The 15922-nt window shown below is 68.0% G+C and carries 13 protein-coding genes and 1 riboswitch; of the genes, 10 read left to right on the top strand and 3 right to left on the bottom strand.

Annotated elements, in window-relative coordinates:
* The first annotated feature begins 3 nt into the window (after positions 1–3).
* Both fliK and C7401_RS02920 read left to right on the top strand, forming a co-directional pair.
* A complete protein-coding gene (gene fliK / locus C7401_RS02925; RefSeq protein WP_112169865.1) occupies positions 4–1680 on the top strand; it encodes a flagellar hook-length control protein FliK in 1677 nt (558 codons plus the stop codon).
* Positions 1680–2105, top strand: coding sequence for an EscU/YscU/HrcU family type III secretion system export apparatus switch protein (locus C7401_RS02920; RefSeq protein WP_112169864.1), 426 nt, complete (start codon positions 1680–1682; stop codon positions 2103–2105). The genes fliK and C7401_RS02920 overlap by 1 nt, the downstream gene beginning before the upstream one ends.
* Here the strand turns inward: C7401_RS02920 and C7401_RS02915 are convergent.
* Positions 2083–3501 carry a coniferyl aldehyde dehydrogenase gene (locus C7401_RS02915; protein WP_112169863.1) on the bottom strand — a complete coding sequence of 473 codons (1419 nt, stop codon included), beginning with the start codon at positions 3499–3501 and terminating at the stop codon, positions 2083–2085. The two genes, C7401_RS02920 and C7401_RS02915, sit on opposite strands and share 23 nt — an antisense overlap.
* A 75-nt stretch (positions 3502–3576) precedes the next feature.
* A complete protein-coding gene (locus tag C7401_RS02910) occupies positions 3577–5304 on the bottom strand; it encodes an isovaleryl-CoA dehydrogenase (protein WP_112170270.1) in 1728 nt (575 codons plus the stop codon).
* Between the two features lie 367 nt (positions 5305–5671).
* On the opposite strand from C7401_RS02910, the gene C7401_RS02905 reads away from it, so the two are divergent.
* Complete coding sequence (locus C7401_RS02905; protein ID WP_112169862.1) at positions 5672–7300, top strand: GMC family oxidoreductase; 1629 nt, start codon at positions 5672–5674, stop codon at positions 7298–7300.
* A 234-nt stretch (positions 7301–7534) separates the two neighbouring features.
* Complete coding sequence (locus C7401_RS02900; RefSeq protein WP_112169861.1) at positions 7535–9319, top strand: OmpA family protein; 1785 nt, start codon at positions 7535–7537, stop codon at positions 9317–9319.
* Positions 9320–9409: 90 nt separating this feature from the next.
* On the opposite strand, the gene C7401_RS02895 is transcribed toward C7401_RS02900, so the two are convergent.
* Entirely contained in the window at positions 9410–10357 is a 948-nt protein-coding gene (locus C7401_RS02895) for a LysR family transcriptional regulator (protein ID WP_112169860.1), read from the bottom strand.
* Positions 10358–10511: 154 nt separating this feature from the next.
* Here C7401_RS02895 and C7401_RS02890 point away from each other — a divergent pair, with 154 nt between their 5' ends.
* The 6 genes from C7401_RS02890 (at position 10512) to metF (ending at position 15698) form a co-directional block, all read left to right on the top strand.
* The gene (locus C7401_RS02890) at positions 10512–10991 is read left to right on the top strand and encodes a CidA/LrgA family protein (protein ID WP_372460394.1); all 480 of its coding nucleotides are present in this window, start codon (positions 10512–10514) and stop codon (positions 10989–10991) included.
* A 39-nt stretch (positions 10992–11030) separates the two neighbouring features.
* Positions 11031–11753 carry an LrgB family protein gene (locus tag C7401_RS02885; RefSeq protein ID WP_112169858.1) on the top strand — a complete coding sequence of 241 codons (723 nt, stop codon included), beginning with the start codon at positions 11031–11033 and terminating at the stop codon, positions 11751–11753.
* Positions 11754–11892: 139 nt separating this feature from the next.
* On the top strand, positions 11893–12660 hold the full coding sequence (locus C7401_RS02880) for a glycosyltransferase family 2 protein (RefSeq protein ID WP_112169857.1): 768 nt from the start codon (positions 11893–11895) through the stop codon (positions 12658–12660).
* Between the two features lie 106 nt (positions 12661–12766).
* Positions 12767–12872, top strand: a riboswitch (S-adenosyl-L-homocysteine riboswitch).
* Between the two features lie 33 nt (positions 12873–12905).
* Positions 12906–14324 carry an adenosylhomocysteinase gene (gene ahcY / locus C7401_RS02875; protein WP_112169856.1) on the top strand — a complete coding sequence of 473 codons (1419 nt, stop codon included), beginning with the start codon at positions 12906–12908 and terminating at the stop codon, positions 14322–14324.
* A 158-nt stretch (positions 14325–14482) separates the two neighbouring features.
* Positions 14483–14836, top strand: coding sequence for a phage holin family protein (locus tag C7401_RS02870; RefSeq protein ID WP_028203399.1), 354 nt, complete (start codon positions 14483–14485; stop codon positions 14834–14836).
* 31 nt (positions 14837–14867) lie between these two features.
* Positions 14868–15698, top strand: coding sequence for a methylenetetrahydrofolate reductase [NAD(P)H] (gene metF / locus C7401_RS02865; RefSeq protein WP_112169855.1), 831 nt, complete (start codon positions 14868–14870; stop codon positions 15696–15698).
* Positions 15699–15922 lie beyond the last annotated feature (224 nt).

Here is a 15922-nt window from a genome sequence, read left to right as displayed (position 1 = left end):
ACCATGAACGGAATCGACACGGGAGCCGCCGCGCTCCTCGCGAGCCGCATCGCGGCGCTGACGCCGGTTGGCTCGCAAGGCAGCGCCGGAGCGGCGCAAACGGGCGTCTCCGCGCTCGCGACAGGCACCGCCGCGCTCGCCGACACCCAGGCGGGCACGAGCGCCTCGCAGGACTCGGCGCAGACCGTGCTCTCGGCGGTTGCGCTCGCGCTCGACGCCATCATCCGCTCAGGCGGCGAAGCGACGCCTGCCGTGGTCGGCCGCGCGCCGCTCTGGGCCAGTCCCGAAGCCGACGCGCAGACGGGCGCGCCAGGCGGCGCGGCGTCGTTGCCGCTGCCCTTGCCGCCGGGCGGCACCGCGGGCTCGCAAGCCGAAGCCGCCGCCGCCGCGCTGCTCGCGGATGTGGCGATCGCGGTGCAGGGCGAGGCAGCGGCCGACCTTGCCGATGCGGCCGGCAGCGCCAGCACGCAGGCGGGGGCACCCGCACAAGGCACGCCCGCCCAGTCAGGGCCGGCCGCGCAAGCGCCTTCGGCCCCGCAAACCGGCCAGAGCGCACAGACAACCCAGACACCACAGACAGCGCAGACCGCCCACGCCGCCCAGACCGCCGCTGCCGCGCAGACGGGCCCGGTGGCCGCGCTCGCGGCTTCGCTCGCGCGGACCGTGAGTACGAGCGGACTGTTCTACGAGGCGCATCTCGCGCAGTGGCTGCGCGGCCAGCGCACGCCCGCCGACCTCGCCGACGAACCGCAGAACCGGCTCTTTACCGCCAACGCGCAACTCTCGCTCGACTGGGCCCACGCCTCGGACGATATCGACGACGTGCAGTGGACCGAATTGCTCTCCGGCACGGCGAGCGACGCCCACGGCAGTGCGCGCGGCGAAGCGGGCAATGCCGCGAACACGCCGAATATGCCGAACGCGCCAAATATGCCGAACCCTGCCGACGCGGGCCTCGCGCGCGCGTTCTCCGCGCTGCCCGAGGCGCACGCCGAAGCGCTGATGGCACAGCTGCCGGGCCAGGCCCAGGCGCGCGCGGGCGTCCTGCTCGCCGATACGCTGCTGCCCGCCATGCACGACGCCACCGCGCAATCCTTGGGCGCGTCGGTACATGCGTCGGTGATTCCGCTCGTGCGCCAGCAGCTCGATCTGCTCGCGACCGGCGAGTTTCGCTGGAACGGCGAGGCGTGGCCCGGCGTGCGGGTGGACTGGAGCATCCAGCAAGACGACTACGAGGCGCGCGACCCGCGCCACGGCGGCGGCGCGGACGGCGACGACATCCCGTGGCGCACGCGCCTCACGCTCGCGCTGCCGAAGCTCGGCACCGTGGACGCCGAACTCACGCTCACCGGCGCGACGCTCGCGGTGCGCGTGCAGGCGAGCACGGGCGGCGCCGCGCGTCTGAACGCCGAGAGCGAGGCGCTGCGCGGGCGGCTCGAAGCGCTCGGCCTCACGCTCGCGGGGTTGTCGATTCGCGAGATCGGCAGTGGCGTCACGACGAACGCCGCCGAGGCGGCACGCGCCGCGAGCGCCTACGCCGCGCAAACGGAGCCGGCGAGCGCCGCGGCGGGTGCATCGCACGCGCCGAATGGGCCGAATGGGCCGAATGGGCCGGGCACGCCGGAAAAATCAGGCACACGCGACGCCGCGGGCGCGAACGATCAGGACTGGGAACTGTGATGAGCCGCACGCACCGCAAGAGCGCCGCAGCGCTCGCCTACGACGCGCCCGAGGCGGACGGCGCGCCGCGCGTGGTCGCGAAGGGCTACGGCCTCGTCGCGGAGATGATCGTGCAGCGCGCGAAGGAAGCGGGCCTCTACGTGCACGAAGCGCCGGAGATGGTCTCGCTGCTGATGCGCGTGGACCTCGACGCGAAGATTCCGCCACAGCTTTATCAGGCAGTGGCCGAACTGCTCGCGTGGCTGCATCGCCTCGAAGCGCAGGACGAGGCGAAGCCCGAGAGCGCCGCCGAAGCGCAAGACGCCAAGGCCGCCGCAAACGCAAACGCAAACGCAGCAGGACGCAGCATCCACGAGATCCGCGCGATCGGCGGAGCGCACGGCGGCCGCCCCGCGCTGCCCTTCAAGCCTTCAACATCAACTTGATCAGCAGGCCGAACAACCGACCGTAAGGCGGCGCGATGAGCCCGCGCGCGTTCAGCCGCGCCTGGGTGAACACGGGCTTCATCTTCGAGAACGTGACGAAGCCCTCGTAGCCGTGATACGCGCCCATGCCGCTCGCGCCGACACCGCCGAACGGCAGCCCCTCGGCCGCGATGTGCATGAGCGTTTCGTTCACCGCCATGCCGCCCGCCACCGTTTCGCGCGTCACGCGCTCAACCGTGCGGGCGTCGTCCGCGTAGAGGTAGAGCGCGAGCGGGCGCGCTCGCGCGTTCACGTAGCGCAGCGCTTCGTCGAGCGTGTCGTAGGGCACGAGCGGCAGCATCGGCCCGAAGATTTCCTCCTCCATGAGCGCAGTTTGCGCAGGCGCGTTCGTCACGATGACGGGTGCGAAGCGCCGCGTGGCCGCGTCGTGCGTGCCGAGCGCGTGGAGTTGCGCGCCGCTCGCTCCGGCTTCGTCGGCGAGGCGTTGCAGGCGCTCGAAGTGGCGCGCCGAGATGATCGAGGTGTAGTCGCGGTTGTTGGCGAAGTCGGGATAAAGCTGCGCAAAACGCGTGCGCGCGCGCGCGATGAAGGCGTCTTCCTGGCCGCGCGGCAGCAGCACGTAATCGGGCGCGATGCAGGTTTGGCCGGCGTTGAGCGTCTTGCCGAGCAGCAGGCTGTCGACCGCGTCATCGAGCCGCGCATGCTCGCCGATGATGACGGGCGACTTGCCGCCCAGTTCGAGCGTGACCGGCGTGAGGTTCGCGGCAGCCGCGCGCATGACCTCGTGCCCCACGCGCGTCGACCCCGTGAAAAGCAGGTGGTCGAACGGCAGCGCGCTGAAGGCGGCGCCAACCGACGCATCGCCGTTCACGACCGCCACGTGGTCGCGCGCGAAGGTCTTGCCGATCAGTTCCGCGAAGAGTGCCGAGGTGCGCGGCGTCAGCTCCGACATCTTGATCATCGCGCGGTTGCCCGCCGCGAGCGCGCACACGAGCGGGCTCGCGGCGAGCAGCAGCGGATAGTTCCACGGCACGACGATGCCCGCCACGCCGAGCGGCTGCGGCACCACCTTCGCGCGGCCCGGCAGCAGCCACTTGCCCACGGCGCGCCGCTGCGGCTTCATCCAGCGCGCGCCGTGCCTGAGCGCCGCATCGATTTCCTGCTTGAGGACGACGAACTCCGCGAGCGCGACCTCCGCCTTCGAGCGCTGGCCGAAGTCGGCGTTCATCGCTTCGGCGAGCGCGTCGCGGTGCGCGAACAGCACGTCGCGCAGCGCCTTCAGGTTGCGCGCACGCACGTCCCATGCGGGGAACGGCTCGCGCAGGAAGGCGTCGCGCTGCGCGGCGAGGAGGGCGGCGAGCGGGGCGCGCGCGTCGCCTTCGTGTGTGCTGTCCATGCTGTGTGCTTCGGCTGCGTGAGACGCGAGGTGTTCAGGCAAATCCTGCTTCATGGTCGGTCCTCTCGGGGCTCCTTAGTGCGAGGCGAACGCCCGCTCGATGATTTCCGCGTGATCGAAGCGCGCGGGCAGCGTGCCGAACACGCGGTCGCAGTCGGCGTCGTGTTCGTCGAGACGCGTGGCGATGAACGCATCGGCCATGACCTGCGGCCCTTCGCGCAGCAGCATGGCCTGCGCGATCAGCACGATCTGCTGCGCGATGCGCCGCGCGCTCGCCTCGCGCGTGCCGGGCGCGCCGTTGAGCAGCACCGAGAGCCGGTCGAGCGCGGCGTTGAGCACGGGGTGCGTTTGCGCGTCGCGCCGCCACGCGAGAAAGAGCGCCTGCGCGGCGTCGGCTTCGCGCTCCAGCGCGCGCAGCACGTCGAGGCACATCACGTTGCCCGAGCCTTCCCAGATCGAGTTGACGGGCGCCTCGCGGTAAAAGCGCGCCATCGGCCCTTCTTCGACGTAGCCGTTGCCGCCCCAGACTTCCATGGCCTCGCCCGTGAACGCGAGCGCGCGCTTGCAGACCCAGAACTTCGCCGCGGGCGTGACGATGCGCCGCCAGGCGCGCGCTTCGAGCGACGCCAGGTCGCCGTTTGTGCTCGCATCGCCCGCTGTGGCCTCGGCGTTGTTCTCGAACGCGCGCGCAAGACGCATGAAGAGCGCCGTCGCCGCTTCCGATTCGAGCGCGAGATCGGCCAGCACGTTCTGCATGAGCGGCTGTTGCGCGAGCACGCGGCCGAAGGCGCTGCGGTGGCGCGCGTGGTGGATCGCCTGCACGAGCGCGGCGCGCATGAGCGCCGCGCTGCCGATCACGCAGTCGAGCCGCGTGTAGTTCGCCATCTCGATGATGGTGGGCACGCCGCGGCCTTCGTCGCCGATCATCACGCCATAGGCATCGAAGAACTCGACTTCGCTGCTCGCGTTCGAGCGGTTGCCGAGCTTGTTTTTCAGACGCTGCACGTTGACGGCGTTTTTCGTGCCGTCGGGCCGGTAACGCGGTACGAAGAAGCACGAGAGACCGTCGTGCTCCGTGGTGCGCGCGAGCACCAGATGCGCGTCGCACTGCGGCGCGGAGAAAAACCACTTGTGGCCGGTGAGCCGATACGCCGCGCCGCGCCCCGTTTCGATTCCGGCGGCTCGCGCCTCCGTGCGGTTGCTGCGCACGTCCGAGCCGCCTTGTTTCTCGGTCATGCCCATACCGATCATCATCGAGCGCTTTTGCGCGAGCGGCAGGTCGCGCGCGTCGTGCTCGCGCGTGTAGAGCGGTTCGCGCAGCGCCTCGAACAGGGCGGGCTCGCGCTGTAGCACGGCAATGCTCGCGAACGTCATGGTGAGCGGGCACAGCGACCCCGACTCCAGTTGCGCGTGCAGGAAATAGCCCGCGCAGCGCGCGGCCATCGCGCCCGGACGCGGGTCCGAGTATGGCAGCGCGTGCAGGCCTTGCTCGCGCAGCAGCGCCAGCAACTGATGCCAGGCGGGGTGGAATTCGATCGCGTCGATGCGCTCGCCGCGCGGGCTGTGCGTGTGCAGTTCCGGCTCATGGCGGTTGGCGAGATCGGCGAGCGCGAGCGTTTCGGCTTTGCCGAGCACCTCGCCGTGGCGCGCGAGCGCTTCGCGGTGCCAGTCGGCGCCCGCGCGCGCAAGCGCTTCACCGAGCGCGGCGTCGGTGGTGAAAAGGTTGTAGTCGACGAGCGGCGGCGCCTGATTCGTGACTTCGTGGGTCGTGCCGGGGCGATGCGTGAGTTCCGTCGGGTTCATCTGCGTGTCTCCCATGCAAAGGCGCGGCGGCGTGCATGATGCGCTGCCATTCGTATTGTGTTCGCTGTCGTGGCAAGCAGGCCGCTGCAAAGCGGCCGCTGTGTGCGTCGCGTCCGTCACCTGAGCGATGCGTGGGCGCTCCAGCGCTCCCTGCGCATCTCCGGGGTCCCCGTGCCGCTTGCCGGAACCTCGCGGTTTTCAGCGTGCTCGGCTGAACCGCCTTTCATCATAGGCGGCTACGCGTTTCCCGGTTTAGAGGGGATGCTCTGACATAAAAGCTGACCCCGGCATCGGACGCTTCCTACAATGCGCCATTAAAGCCGGAAACGAACGAGCGTGCAAATAGCGCGCCGGACAGAGGGAGACGATGCAATACGACTACATCATCGTAGGCGGCGGCTCGGGTGGCGCGGCGCTGGCGGGCCGTCTGGCCGAGCGCTGTCCCGGTGCGAGCATCGCGCTCATCGAAGCCGGTCCGCACACGGCGCGCAATCCGTTCGTCAACATGCCGCTGGGCGTCGCCGCGCTCGTGCCGTTCCGCACGAAAAACAATTACGCGTACGAAACCGTGCCGCAAGCGGGACTCGCCGGCCGGCGCGGCTATCAGCCGCGCGGCCGCGGCTTCGGCGGCTCCAGCGCCATCAACGCGATGATCTACACGCGCGGCCATCCGCTCGACTACGACGAATGGGCGCAACTGGGCTGCGCCGGCTGGGCGTGGCGCGACGTGCTGCCGTACTTCCTGCGCGCCGAGGACAATGCGCGCGGCGCGAGCGCCTGGCACGGCGTGGGCGGCCCGCTCGCCGTGGCCGATCTGCGCGAGCGCAATCCGGTGGCGGCGCGCTTCGTCGAGGCTGCGCGCGAGGCGGGATTTCGCCTGAACGACGACTTCAACGGCGAGCAGCAGGAGGGCGTCGGCTTCTATCAGGTGACGCAGCGCGGCGGCGAGCGCTGCACGGTGGCGCGCGCGTATTTGTATGGCCGCGAGCGGACGAATCTGCATTTGATCGCGGGCGCGACGGTCCTGCGCGTGAGCTTCGACGGCGCGCGCGCGAGCGGTGTCGAGCTTGCGCGCGGCGGGGCGGTCGAAACGCTGCGTGCGCGCGCCGAAGTGATACTCGCGGCGGGCGCATTCAACTCGCCGCAACTGCTGATGTGCTCGGGCATCGGTCCCGCCGACGAACTCCGCGCGCTAGGCATACCGGTGCGCCACGACGCGCCCGAAGTGGGCCGCAATCTGCTGGATCACATCGACTTCACCTTCAACAAGCGCGTGCATTCGAGCGAGACCGTGGGCTACTCGCTGCGCGGCGCCGCGCGCATGACAGCGGGTCTCGCGAAGTATCTGCACGGGCGGCGCGGCATGCTCACGACCAACGTCGCGGAGGCGGGCGGCTTCCTGAAGAGCCGCGCGGAGCTGGCACGGCCCGACCTGCAACTGCACTTCTGCACGGCCATCGTCGACGATCACAGCAGGCGGCTGCACTGGGGACACGGCTATTCGCTGCACGTGTGCGTGCTGCGCCCGGCGAGCCGCGGCACGGTCACGCTCGTGAGCGCCGATGCGCGCGTGGCGCCCGTGATCGACCCGCGTTTTCTCTCCGATGCGCGCGACCTCGATCTGCTCGTCGAAGGCGCGCGCATGGCGCGGCGCATCCTCGACGCGCCCGCGCTCGCGAAAATGGGCGGGCGCGAGCTCTACACGCATGCGGGGCAGAGCGACGCGCAACTGCGCGAGACGATCGCCCTGCACGCCGACACGATCTACCACCCCGTCGCGACCTGCCGCATGGGCGGCGACGCGCGCTCGGTCGTCGACGCGCAATTGCGCGTGCGCGGCGTGGAGGGATTGCGCATCGCGGACGCCTCCGTGATGCCCACGCTCATCGGCGGCAACACGAATGCGCCGAGCGTGATGATCGGCGAGCGCGCCGCCGACTTCGTCGCGCATGCGCGTCTCGGGCGCGCTGCCGATATCCAACGCGTCACTGTCTGACGCGCTACTTCGTTGTTTCTTGCTTTTCGCTGACTCATCGCAGGTTGCGAAACGTGGCGCACTGTCGCCTCGTTTCCACTCGAACGCCGCGAATAATCCGAGTTTTATAGGTTTTTCGTCAAAGAATGTTCGGTCCGCCGGTTACGCGCAATTTCGAGATTTCGCACTCCCTATAATCGCGCTCGCATTTGGGCGTGTCAGGTGGCGCGTCCGCGAACTGGAGGGTCCGCCTCGATGAGCATCAATGTCTTTCATCTGCTGGAAACCGTTTTGAGCGAGCAGGTCGTCAAATCGCTCGGCGCGCGCTACGGGCTCACGCCCGAACTCACGCGCAAGATCTCGGGTGCCGTGGCGCCGGCGATCATGGCCGCCATCATGCATCGCGGCACGACGCCCGAGGGTGCGCGCAGCCTGTTCTCCACGATCATGTCGCCCGAGGTCAATGCGCAGATCGGCAAGCAGTTGCCCGACCTGCTCACGAGCACGGCGGGCCTGAGCCAGCTCGAAGCCACCGGCCGCGAACTCGTGCAGAAGGCGACGGGCGCGAATGTCGGCGCCCTTTCCGACGCCGTCGCGGCGCAAACGGGCACGCCGCAATCCACGGCCTTTTCGCTGGCCGGCGTGGTGGGCGCGGCGATGATGGGGATTCTGAAGCACCACTTCACGGCTTCCCAGGGCTTCGTCGGGCAACTGCCGACGCTGCTCGGTCATCAACTGTCGTCGGTCAACGCGAGCCTCACCGACCGTCTCGCGGGCGCCGTGGGCCTCGGCAGCGCCGCCGCCTTCGCGGGCTCGATCCTGAGCCGCCTGAAGGATGTTTCCGCGCATCTCGATCATCCGCAGCCGGTGGTGCGTCCGGTGCCCGCTTCGGTGCCGCCGCAAACCGTTGGCATGTCCACGCCGCCCATCGTCGAGGAAAAGCGCCGTCATCACTGGCTGTGGTGGCTGCTCGCCGCGCTTGCGCTGATCATCGCGTTCTTCGCGCTGCGTTCGTGCCAGCACGACGAGCAAGCCGCTCCGGAAGCGGCGGCAAGCGCGCCGCCGGCGGCGGCAAGCGCGCCGCCGGCGGCGGTTGCGGCGTCCGACGCGGCTTCCGATGCAGCGGCGCAATCGGCAGCTCAAGCCGCTTCGCAAGCTGACAGTGCTTCCGCTGCGGTCGCGGCCTCGGGCACGGTCGCTTCGGGCGCGGTGGCCGCCGTGGCTGCGAGCGACGCCGCACCGGCGCCGACCCAGGACTCGCACCTCTCGTTCACGGTCGACAAATCCGGCGTGCCGACGATCACCGCGACGGTGGGCACGGAAGCCGAGAAGCAGCAACTCATGGACGCGCTCACGAAAAAGTTCGGCGCAGGCAAGTTCACGGCCAACGTGAACGTCGACGCGGCGACGAAGCCCGCCGAATGGCTCGCGCACCTCGACGGCCTGCTGCCGCTGATGGCGCTGCCCGGCGCGGAAGTGAAGATCGACGGCACGCACGTCGAACTGAGCGGCGCGGCCGCCGACGCGAAGGCAGGCTGGCTCGACAAGCTCAAGGCGTTGTTCGGCTCGGGCTTCGACATCGGCGTGTTCAACGTGCAGAAGGCCGTGGCCGACGCCACGCAGTCGTTCCGCGACGCGGTGAAGGGCCTGTTCGCCACCGACGCTTCGTGCGCGGGCGCCGATGTGGCGAAGGTACTCAACCTGCAAGTGGTGAACTTCAAGACGGGCAGCTCGATCGTGCCGGCCTCCGCTGCCGACGATCTGCGCCAGTCGGCGCGGGCGCTCATCGCGTGCTCGAAGCGCGGCCAGCCGGTCTCGCTCGAAGTGGCGGGCTACTCGGACAACGTGGGCGACAAGGCGGCGAACCTCGCGCTTTCGAAGCAGCGCGCGCTCGCGGTGCGCACTTACCTGGCGTCGCAGGGCGTGCCGCTCAGCCGGCTCACGGCGCAAGGCTACGGCGACGTCAATCCGGTGGAAAGCAACGACACGGAAAGCGGCCGCTTCCACAACCGCCGTATCGAGTTCATCGCGAAGCAGTAAGGGCGCGGTGTGATGCGGCAGTCATGCGGCAGTGATGCAGGAAGCCGTCCGGCGCGAGCCGGGCGGCTTTTTGTTTTGCGCTGTCCCGCTTCAGGACGCTTGCCCCGGCCGCTTTTCCAGCCCCGGCGGGTGCACGAAGTCATCGAGAAACGTGAACGGCTTGCCATACTCTGCACGCGCGACGTCGAGCCACGCGCGCGCCGCGTGAGAGAGATAGCCGCTGCGCTTCCAGCCAATCGCCATGTCCCAGGTGATTTGCGGCTCGCTCACGGGCAGGCAGGTGAAACGCTCGGCGTCGAGGCGGCGCACGTACGGCGCGGGCAGGAGCGCAATGCCCACGCCCGCGAGCACGAGCGCGGCCATCAGATCCCAGTGGCCGCTGCGCCCCACCACCTGCGGCACGAAGCCGGCCGTGCGGCAGGCGTTCAGCACGACGTCATTGAGCGCGAGGCTTTCGCCGTAGAACACGAACGGCTCGGCGGCCAGCTCCGCAAGCGGCACGGCCAGCTTGTTGTCCCAGCGCGAGCCGCGCCGCGCGACGAGCCACAGCAGCTCGTGCGCGATCGGCAGAACGTCGATGAGCGCCGGGTCCACGGGCAGCAGCACGCCGCCCAGCTCCAGCTCGCCCGAGATCAGCGCGGCCTCGATTGCGCGCGAACCCTGCTCGAAAAGCTTGAGCTCGATCTTCGGATAGCGCTGCCGGAAGGTCGCGATGGCGGGCGTGAAAAGCGAGCCGCCCATCGGCGGGATGCCGATGGTGAGCTCGCCGCGCCCGAGCGTGCCGAGATCCGCGAGTTCGGCCTGCAACTGCGCCTGCGCGGCCAGCACGTCCTGGCCGCGCTGATAGACGATGCGGCCCGCGTCGGTGAGCACCATCTGGCGCGCGTCGCGCAGGAGCAACTGCGTGCCGGTTTCGTCTTCGAGCGCCTTCACCATCTTGCTGATGGTCGGCTGCGTGACGTGCAGTTTCTCGGCCGCGGCGGTGAAGCTTTGTTGCCGCACCACCTCGATGAAATAGCGAAGCGCGCGCAGTTCCACGATCGGGACTCCAGAAGTGTGCAGAAAAAACCCTAAACGGGACGCCAGGCTGGTGCATTCCAATATGGAATGAGCAAAATGATCCTAAGTCATTATGTTTATGCTGCGCTGCACCCTATACTGACTTCCACTCCAGTGTCACTTAGGGTTTGCCATGACTGCGCCGAACACGTCCGCAACAGTCTCCGAAAGCGCCGCGCCCGGCACGGGCGGGATGGCGGCCGTGAGCCGCCGCATCGGCCGTATCGCGGTGCAGTCGGCGTTGCTCGCGGGGCTCTGGTATGTCGCCGACATGCTCACGCGTCTCGCGCACCTGCCGGTGCCCGGCGGCGTGGTCGGCCTCGTTTTGCTGCTCGCGCTGCTCTTTTGCGGCGGCGTCACGCCGCGCTGGGTGAAGGCCGGCGCCGACTGGCTGCTCTCGGACATGCTGCTGTTCTTCATTCCGGCCGCCGTGGCGGCCGTGAAGTACGGCGGCCTCTTTCGCGCCGACGGCTGGCGTCTCGCGCTCGTGGTGGTGGGCGGCACGCTCATGGTGATGGTGGCCGTGGCGTTCGCCGTCGAACAGGCCGCGCGGCTGGAGCGGCGTCTCGCGCTGCGCCGCGTGCGTCATACGCGCCATCTGGCGCGGGCCTGAGGTCCAACGTTCTGAATCGAGAGTGAGGGTGATGGCGTCATGAACGCGTTCTATTCGTCCCTGTTCGCCGACGACGCGGCGCGGCTCATCGCCGCCGGCTGCTTTATCCTCACGGTCGCGCTCTATTTCGCCGCGAAGGCGCTCTATGCGCGTTATCGCTCGCCCTGGCTTACGCCGCTCGTCGCGGTGCCGGTGGTGCTCGGCGTGCTCGTGCTCGCGCTCCATATTCCGTATCCCGTCTACTTCCAGGACACGCGCTGGCTCATGTGGCTGCTCGGCCCGGCCACGGTGGCCTTCGCGGTGCCGATCTACGAATACCGCGACCTGCTCAAGCGCCACTGGATCTCGCTCGCCGTGGGCGTGACGGTGGGCATCGTCGTGGCGGTGGGCGGCTCGCTCGCGCTTGCCAAGCTGCTGCATCTCTCGCCCGAACTCCAGCGCAGCCTGATGACGCGCTCGATCTCCACGCCGTTCGCGCTCGCCGTGTCCGACAAGATCCACGCGCCGCGCGACCTCACCGCGCTGTTCGTGATCGCCACGGGCGTGTGCGGCATGCTGTTCGGCGAACTGGTGCTCGGCCTCGTGCCGCTGCGCACGCGGCTTGCGCGCGGCGCGCTCTTTGGCGCGGCGGCCCACGGCGTGGGCACGGCGAAGGCGCGCGAACTGGGCAGCGAAGAAGGCGTGGTCGCGAGCCTCACGATGATGATCGCGGGCGTGGTGATGGTGCTGCTCGCGCCCGCGCTGGGGTTCTTGCCGATTTGACCGGGACGGGCGCGTGGCGTGGCCGCGCCCGGACTTTATCGGGATGGGCTTTTTTCCGACGCGGGTAGGATTCGCCGCATTGTCGCGTAAGCCGCTGGGATAGCGGCTTGCGCGTTTCCGGTCACCATCACCTCGTTTCATGCAACCCATCACCATCATCGTCGCGTGCCACAACGGCGCGACCACGCTTGCCCGCGCGCTCGACAGCGCGATCGCGCAGGGCGAAGCCGAACGCATTCTCGTCGTCGACGACGGCTCGACCGACGCCTCCGCCAACATCGCACGCATCTACGCGATGCGCGAACCGCGCGTGCGGCTCGTACAGATGCCCGGCACCGGCGGCGCGGCCCGCGCGCGCAACTGGGGCGCGTTGCAGGCCACCACGCCGTACCTCGCATTCCTCGAAGTCCGCGACGAATACCTGCCGGGGGCGCTGGCCGCCGCTCACGCGCATCTGGTGCAGCATCCGCACGAAGCGGCGATTCGCCTCGATGTCGATTACGACGGCTTCCCGGAGCGGTTCACCACGCACCCCGATTTCGCCAGGCATACCGAAGCGCTCAGCAACACCGTGCCGAGCAGTCTCGTGATCCGGCGCGGCGCCTTTCTCGCGCTCGGCGGCTTTCCCATGGACGAAACCTTTCGCCGCTATGGCGGTGAAGACGGCGCGCTTGCGTGGGCGCTCCATGAGGCATTCGGACAGCGCCGCCTGATCGACGCGAAGCGGGTGCGCCTGCACTACCAGGCGGGCACCTACGCGGAACACTATCTGAGCATCCAGCTCGGCCTGAGCGACGTGCCGGCGGCCACGCAGGACGAGACGCTGCGCGCATCGCGGGCCTTTCTCGCCGCGGCGATGGCGAGCGTGCAGCAGACGCGCGGACTCAGCGTGAGGCACGCGGCCTGATGAGGCACGAGCGAGGGCGGCACCGGTTGCGGCACCGATTGAGCCGCAAATCGCCGCACCCATCTCGTCGCGCAGCCGCCATCCCGATTTGCTACAATCACGCCTCGTCTTCGAGGAGCGTTGCGACGGGTTTTCTGTAATCCGCCAGGCTCGAAGGCGCTCAATACGGCGGATTCCCTGAATCCGCCGCACTGAAACGGCGCTCACGTCTTTAATTTCTAGTCACTTTTAGAAAGGAGGGCGTGATGAACGCCGCAGTTCCGCAAGATCAAGCCAAAGATTTCATCGTCGCCGACATGTCGCTCGCAGCCTGGGGCCGCAAGGAACTCGACATTGCCGAGACCGAAATGCCGGGCCTCGTGCAAACCCGCGAAGAATACAAGGCGCAGCAGCCGCTCAAGGGCGCGCGCATCGCCGGTTCGCTGCACATGACCATCCAGACGGGCGTGCTGATCGAAACGCTCACGGCACTGGGCGCCGACGTGCGCTGGGCCTCGTGCAACATCTTCTCGACGCAAGACCACGCTGCTGCCGCCATCGCTGCGGGCGGCACGCCGGTGTTCGCGTTCAAGGGCGAATCGCTCGACGAATACTGGGAGTTCTCGCACCGTATTTTCGAATGGCCGAACGGCGAGTTCGCCAACATGATTCTCGACGACGGCGGCGATGCCACGCTCCTGCTGATCCTCGGCTCGAAGGCTGAAAAGGACCGCTCGGTCATCGCCAAGCCGACGAACGAAGAAGAAGTCGCGCTGTACAAGTCGATTGCCGCGCACCTCGACGTCGACCCGACGTGGTACTCGAAGCGCCTCGCGCACATCAAGGGCGTGACCGAAGAAACCACGACGGGCGTGCACCGCCTGTACCAGATGGAAAAGGAAGGCCGTCTGCCGTTCCCGGCCATCAACGTGAACGACTCGGTCACGAAGTCGAAGTTCGACAACCTGTACGGCTGCCGCGAGTCGCTCGTCGACGGCATCAAGCGCGCGACCGACGTCATGATCGCGGGCAAGATCGCTGTCGTGGCCGGTTACGGCGACGTGGGCAAGGGCTGCGCGCAATCGCTGCGCGGTCTGGGCGCCACGGTGTGGGTCACGGAAATCGATCCGATCTGCGCGCTGCAAGCCGCGATGGAAGGCTACCGCGTCGTGACGATGGAATATGCCGCCGACAAGGCCGACATCTTCGTGACGGCCACGGGCAATTACCACGTGATCGGCCATGACCACATGAAGGCGATGCGCCACAACGCGATCGTCTGCAACATCGGCCACTTCGACTCGGAAATCGACGTCGCTTCCACGCGCCAGTACCAGTGGGACAACATCAAGCCGCAAGTCGACCACATCATCTTCCCGGACGGCAAGCGCGTGATCCTGCTGGCCGAAGGCCGCCTCGTGAACCTGGGCTGCGCCACGGGCCACCCGTCGTTCGTGATGTCGAACTCGTTCACGAACCAGACGCTCGCGCAGATCGAACTGTTCGTGGAAGGCCAGAAGTACGAGAACAAGGTGTACGTGCTGCCGAAGCATCTGGACGAGAAGGTCGCGCGCCTGCACCTCGCGCGCATCGGCGCGAACCTCTCCGTGCTGTCCGACGACCAGGCTGCGTACATCGGCGTCGACAAGAACGGTCCGTTCAAGCCGAACCACTATCGCTACTAAAGCGATACATCGCGATACAAAGTGGGCTGCGGTTTTAAGCCCGCTTTAAGCGGTCAGGCGGATGCTGCCCCTAATCCCCGCGCCCCATGCGGAGACCGCGGGCGGCATCCGCCGCCGGCACCTGGCGACACAAAAGCAACGACGCAAAAGGAGTCCTTATGACCGTGCTGCTGACCTGGCTGATCAACGCGCTCGCGCTCCTGATCATCACCTGGCTCGTTCCGTCGATCCACATTCGCAGCTTCGGCACCGCGCTCATCGTCGCGATCGTGCTCGGCCTCATCAACGCCGTGCTGCGCCCGCTGTTGATCGTGCTCACGCTGCCCGTGACGATCCTCACGCTCGGCCTCTTCATCCTCGTGGTGAACGCGCTGTGTTTCTGGCTGGCGGCGTCGCTCCTCAAGGGCTTCGAGGTGTCGGGCTTCTGGTCGGCCTTCTTCGGCTCGATCCTGTACAGCATCGTGTCCTGGCTGCTTTCGGCGCTGATCTTCGGTAACCGCAGCCTCGGCTGATGCCGGAAAAGGCCTCACTGGCCTCATCAACATGAAACCGATCGAACTCTCATTCGAATTCTTCCCGCCGAAGACTCCGGACGGCATCGAGAAGCTGCGCGCCACGCGCGCCGAGCTCGCGACGCTCAAGCCGAAGTTCGTCTCGGTGACGTTCGGCGCGGGCGGCTCCACGCAACAGGGCACGCTCGACACCGTCGTCGATATCGCGAAGGAAGGCGTCGAAGCGGCGCCGCACCTCTCGTGCATCGGCTCCTCGAAAGAGAGCCTGCGCGCGATTCTCGGCGAGTACCGCTCGCACGGCATCCGTCACATCGTGGCGCTGCGCGGCGACCTGCCTTCGGGCATGGGCGCGGTGGGCGAGTTGCGCTACGCGTCGGAACTCGTCGCCTTCATCCGCGAGGAAACCGGCGACGCGTTTCACATCGAAGTGGCCGCGTATCCCGAGTACCATCCGCAGGCGCGCTCGCCGCGCCACGACCTCGAAGCGTTCGCGCAGAAGGTGAAAGCGGGCGCCAATTCGGCGATCACGCAGTACTTCTTCAACGCCGATGCGTACTTCCGCTTCGTCGAAGACGCGAAGAAGCTGGGCGTGGACATTCCCATCGTGCCCGGCATCATGCCGATCACGAACTACTCGCAGCTCATGCGCTTTTCGGAAATGTGCGGCGCGGAAGTGCCGCGCTGGGTCGCGAAGCGCCTGGAGAGCTTCGGCGACGACCGCGAGTCGATTCGCGCGTTCGGCCTCGACGTGGTGACGGACCTGTGCCGCCGCCTCGTCGAGGCGGGCGTGCCGGGCATCCACTTCTATACGCTCAATTCGGCGGCGGCCACCCGGACGATCTGCCAGCGCCTGGGGTACTGACGTCAACGCCGCGCGGGTCGCGTACCCGCGTAGGGCATGTCATCCAGAAAACCGCGTGGTGCCGCTTTTGCGGCCCACGCGGTTTTTTCTTTGGGGGACAGAGTGTGGATGTATTAGTTCACGCGGCGGGCTGATGCAGATCAGGCTCGACAATTTGAGACATGACGAGAATCAAAACTTTTTCGTTTTCCGGCCTGCGGCAGGACGCACCGCGAGCAGCACCA

Origin of the sequence: Paraburkholderia unamae (genome assembly GCF_003268775.1) — a bacterium.
Classification (GTDB): domain Bacteria; phylum Pseudomonadota; class Gammaproteobacteria; order Burkholderiales; family Burkholderiaceae; genus Paraburkholderia; species Paraburkholderia unamae.
The sequence above is the reverse complement of the archived record's forward strand: the minus strand, read 5'-3'. Positions and strand labels throughout refer to the sequence as shown.

Excerpts from the sequence above, each read along its gene's own strand:
- C7401_RS02910 (WP_112170270.1), bottom strand. The coding sequence starts at position 5,304 with ATGAACCCGACGGAACTCACGCATCGCCCCGGCACGACCCACGAAGTC.
- C7401_RS02890 (WP_372460394.1), top strand. The coding sequence starts at position 10,512 with ATGACTGCGCCGAACACGTCCGCAACAGTCTCCGAAAGCGCCGCGCCC.
- C7401_RS02905 (WP_112169862.1), top strand. The coding sequence starts at position 5,672 with ATGCAATACGACTACATCATCGTAGGCGGCGGCTCGGGTGGCGCGGCG.
- C7401_RS02870 (WP_028203399.1), top strand. The coding sequence starts at position 14,483 with ATGACCGTGCTGCTGACCTGGCTGATCAACGCGCTCGCGCTCCTGATC.
- ahcY (WP_112169856.1), top strand. The coding sequence starts at position 12,906 with ATGAACGCCGCAGTTCCGCAAGATCAAGCCAAAGATTTCATCGTCGCC.
- C7401_RS02915 (WP_112169863.1), bottom strand. The coding sequence starts at position 3,501 with ATGGACAGCACACACGAAGGCGACGCGCGCGCCCCGCTCGCCGCCCTC.
- C7401_RS02885 (WP_112169858.1), top strand. The coding sequence starts at position 11,031 with ATGAACGCGTTCTATTCGTCCCTGTTCGCCGACGACGCGGCGCGGCTC.
- C7401_RS02900 (WP_112169861.1), top strand. The coding sequence starts at position 7,535 with ATGAGCATCAATGTCTTTCATCTGCTGGAAACCGTTTTGAGCGAGCAG.
- fliK (WP_112169865.1), top strand. The coding sequence starts at position 4 with ATGAACGGAATCGACACGGGAGCCGCCGCGCTCCTCGCGAGCCGCATC.
- metF (WP_112169855.1), top strand. The coding sequence starts at position 14,868 with ATGAAACCGATCGAACTCTCATTCGAATTCTTCCCGCCGAAGACTCCG.
- C7401_RS02880 (WP_112169857.1), top strand. The coding sequence starts at position 11,893 with ATGCAACCCATCACCATCATCGTCGCGTGCCACAACGGCGCGACCACG.
- C7401_RS02920 (WP_112169864.1), top strand. The coding sequence starts at position 1,680 with ATGAGCCGCACGCACCGCAAGAGCGCCGCAGCGCTCGCCTACGACGCG.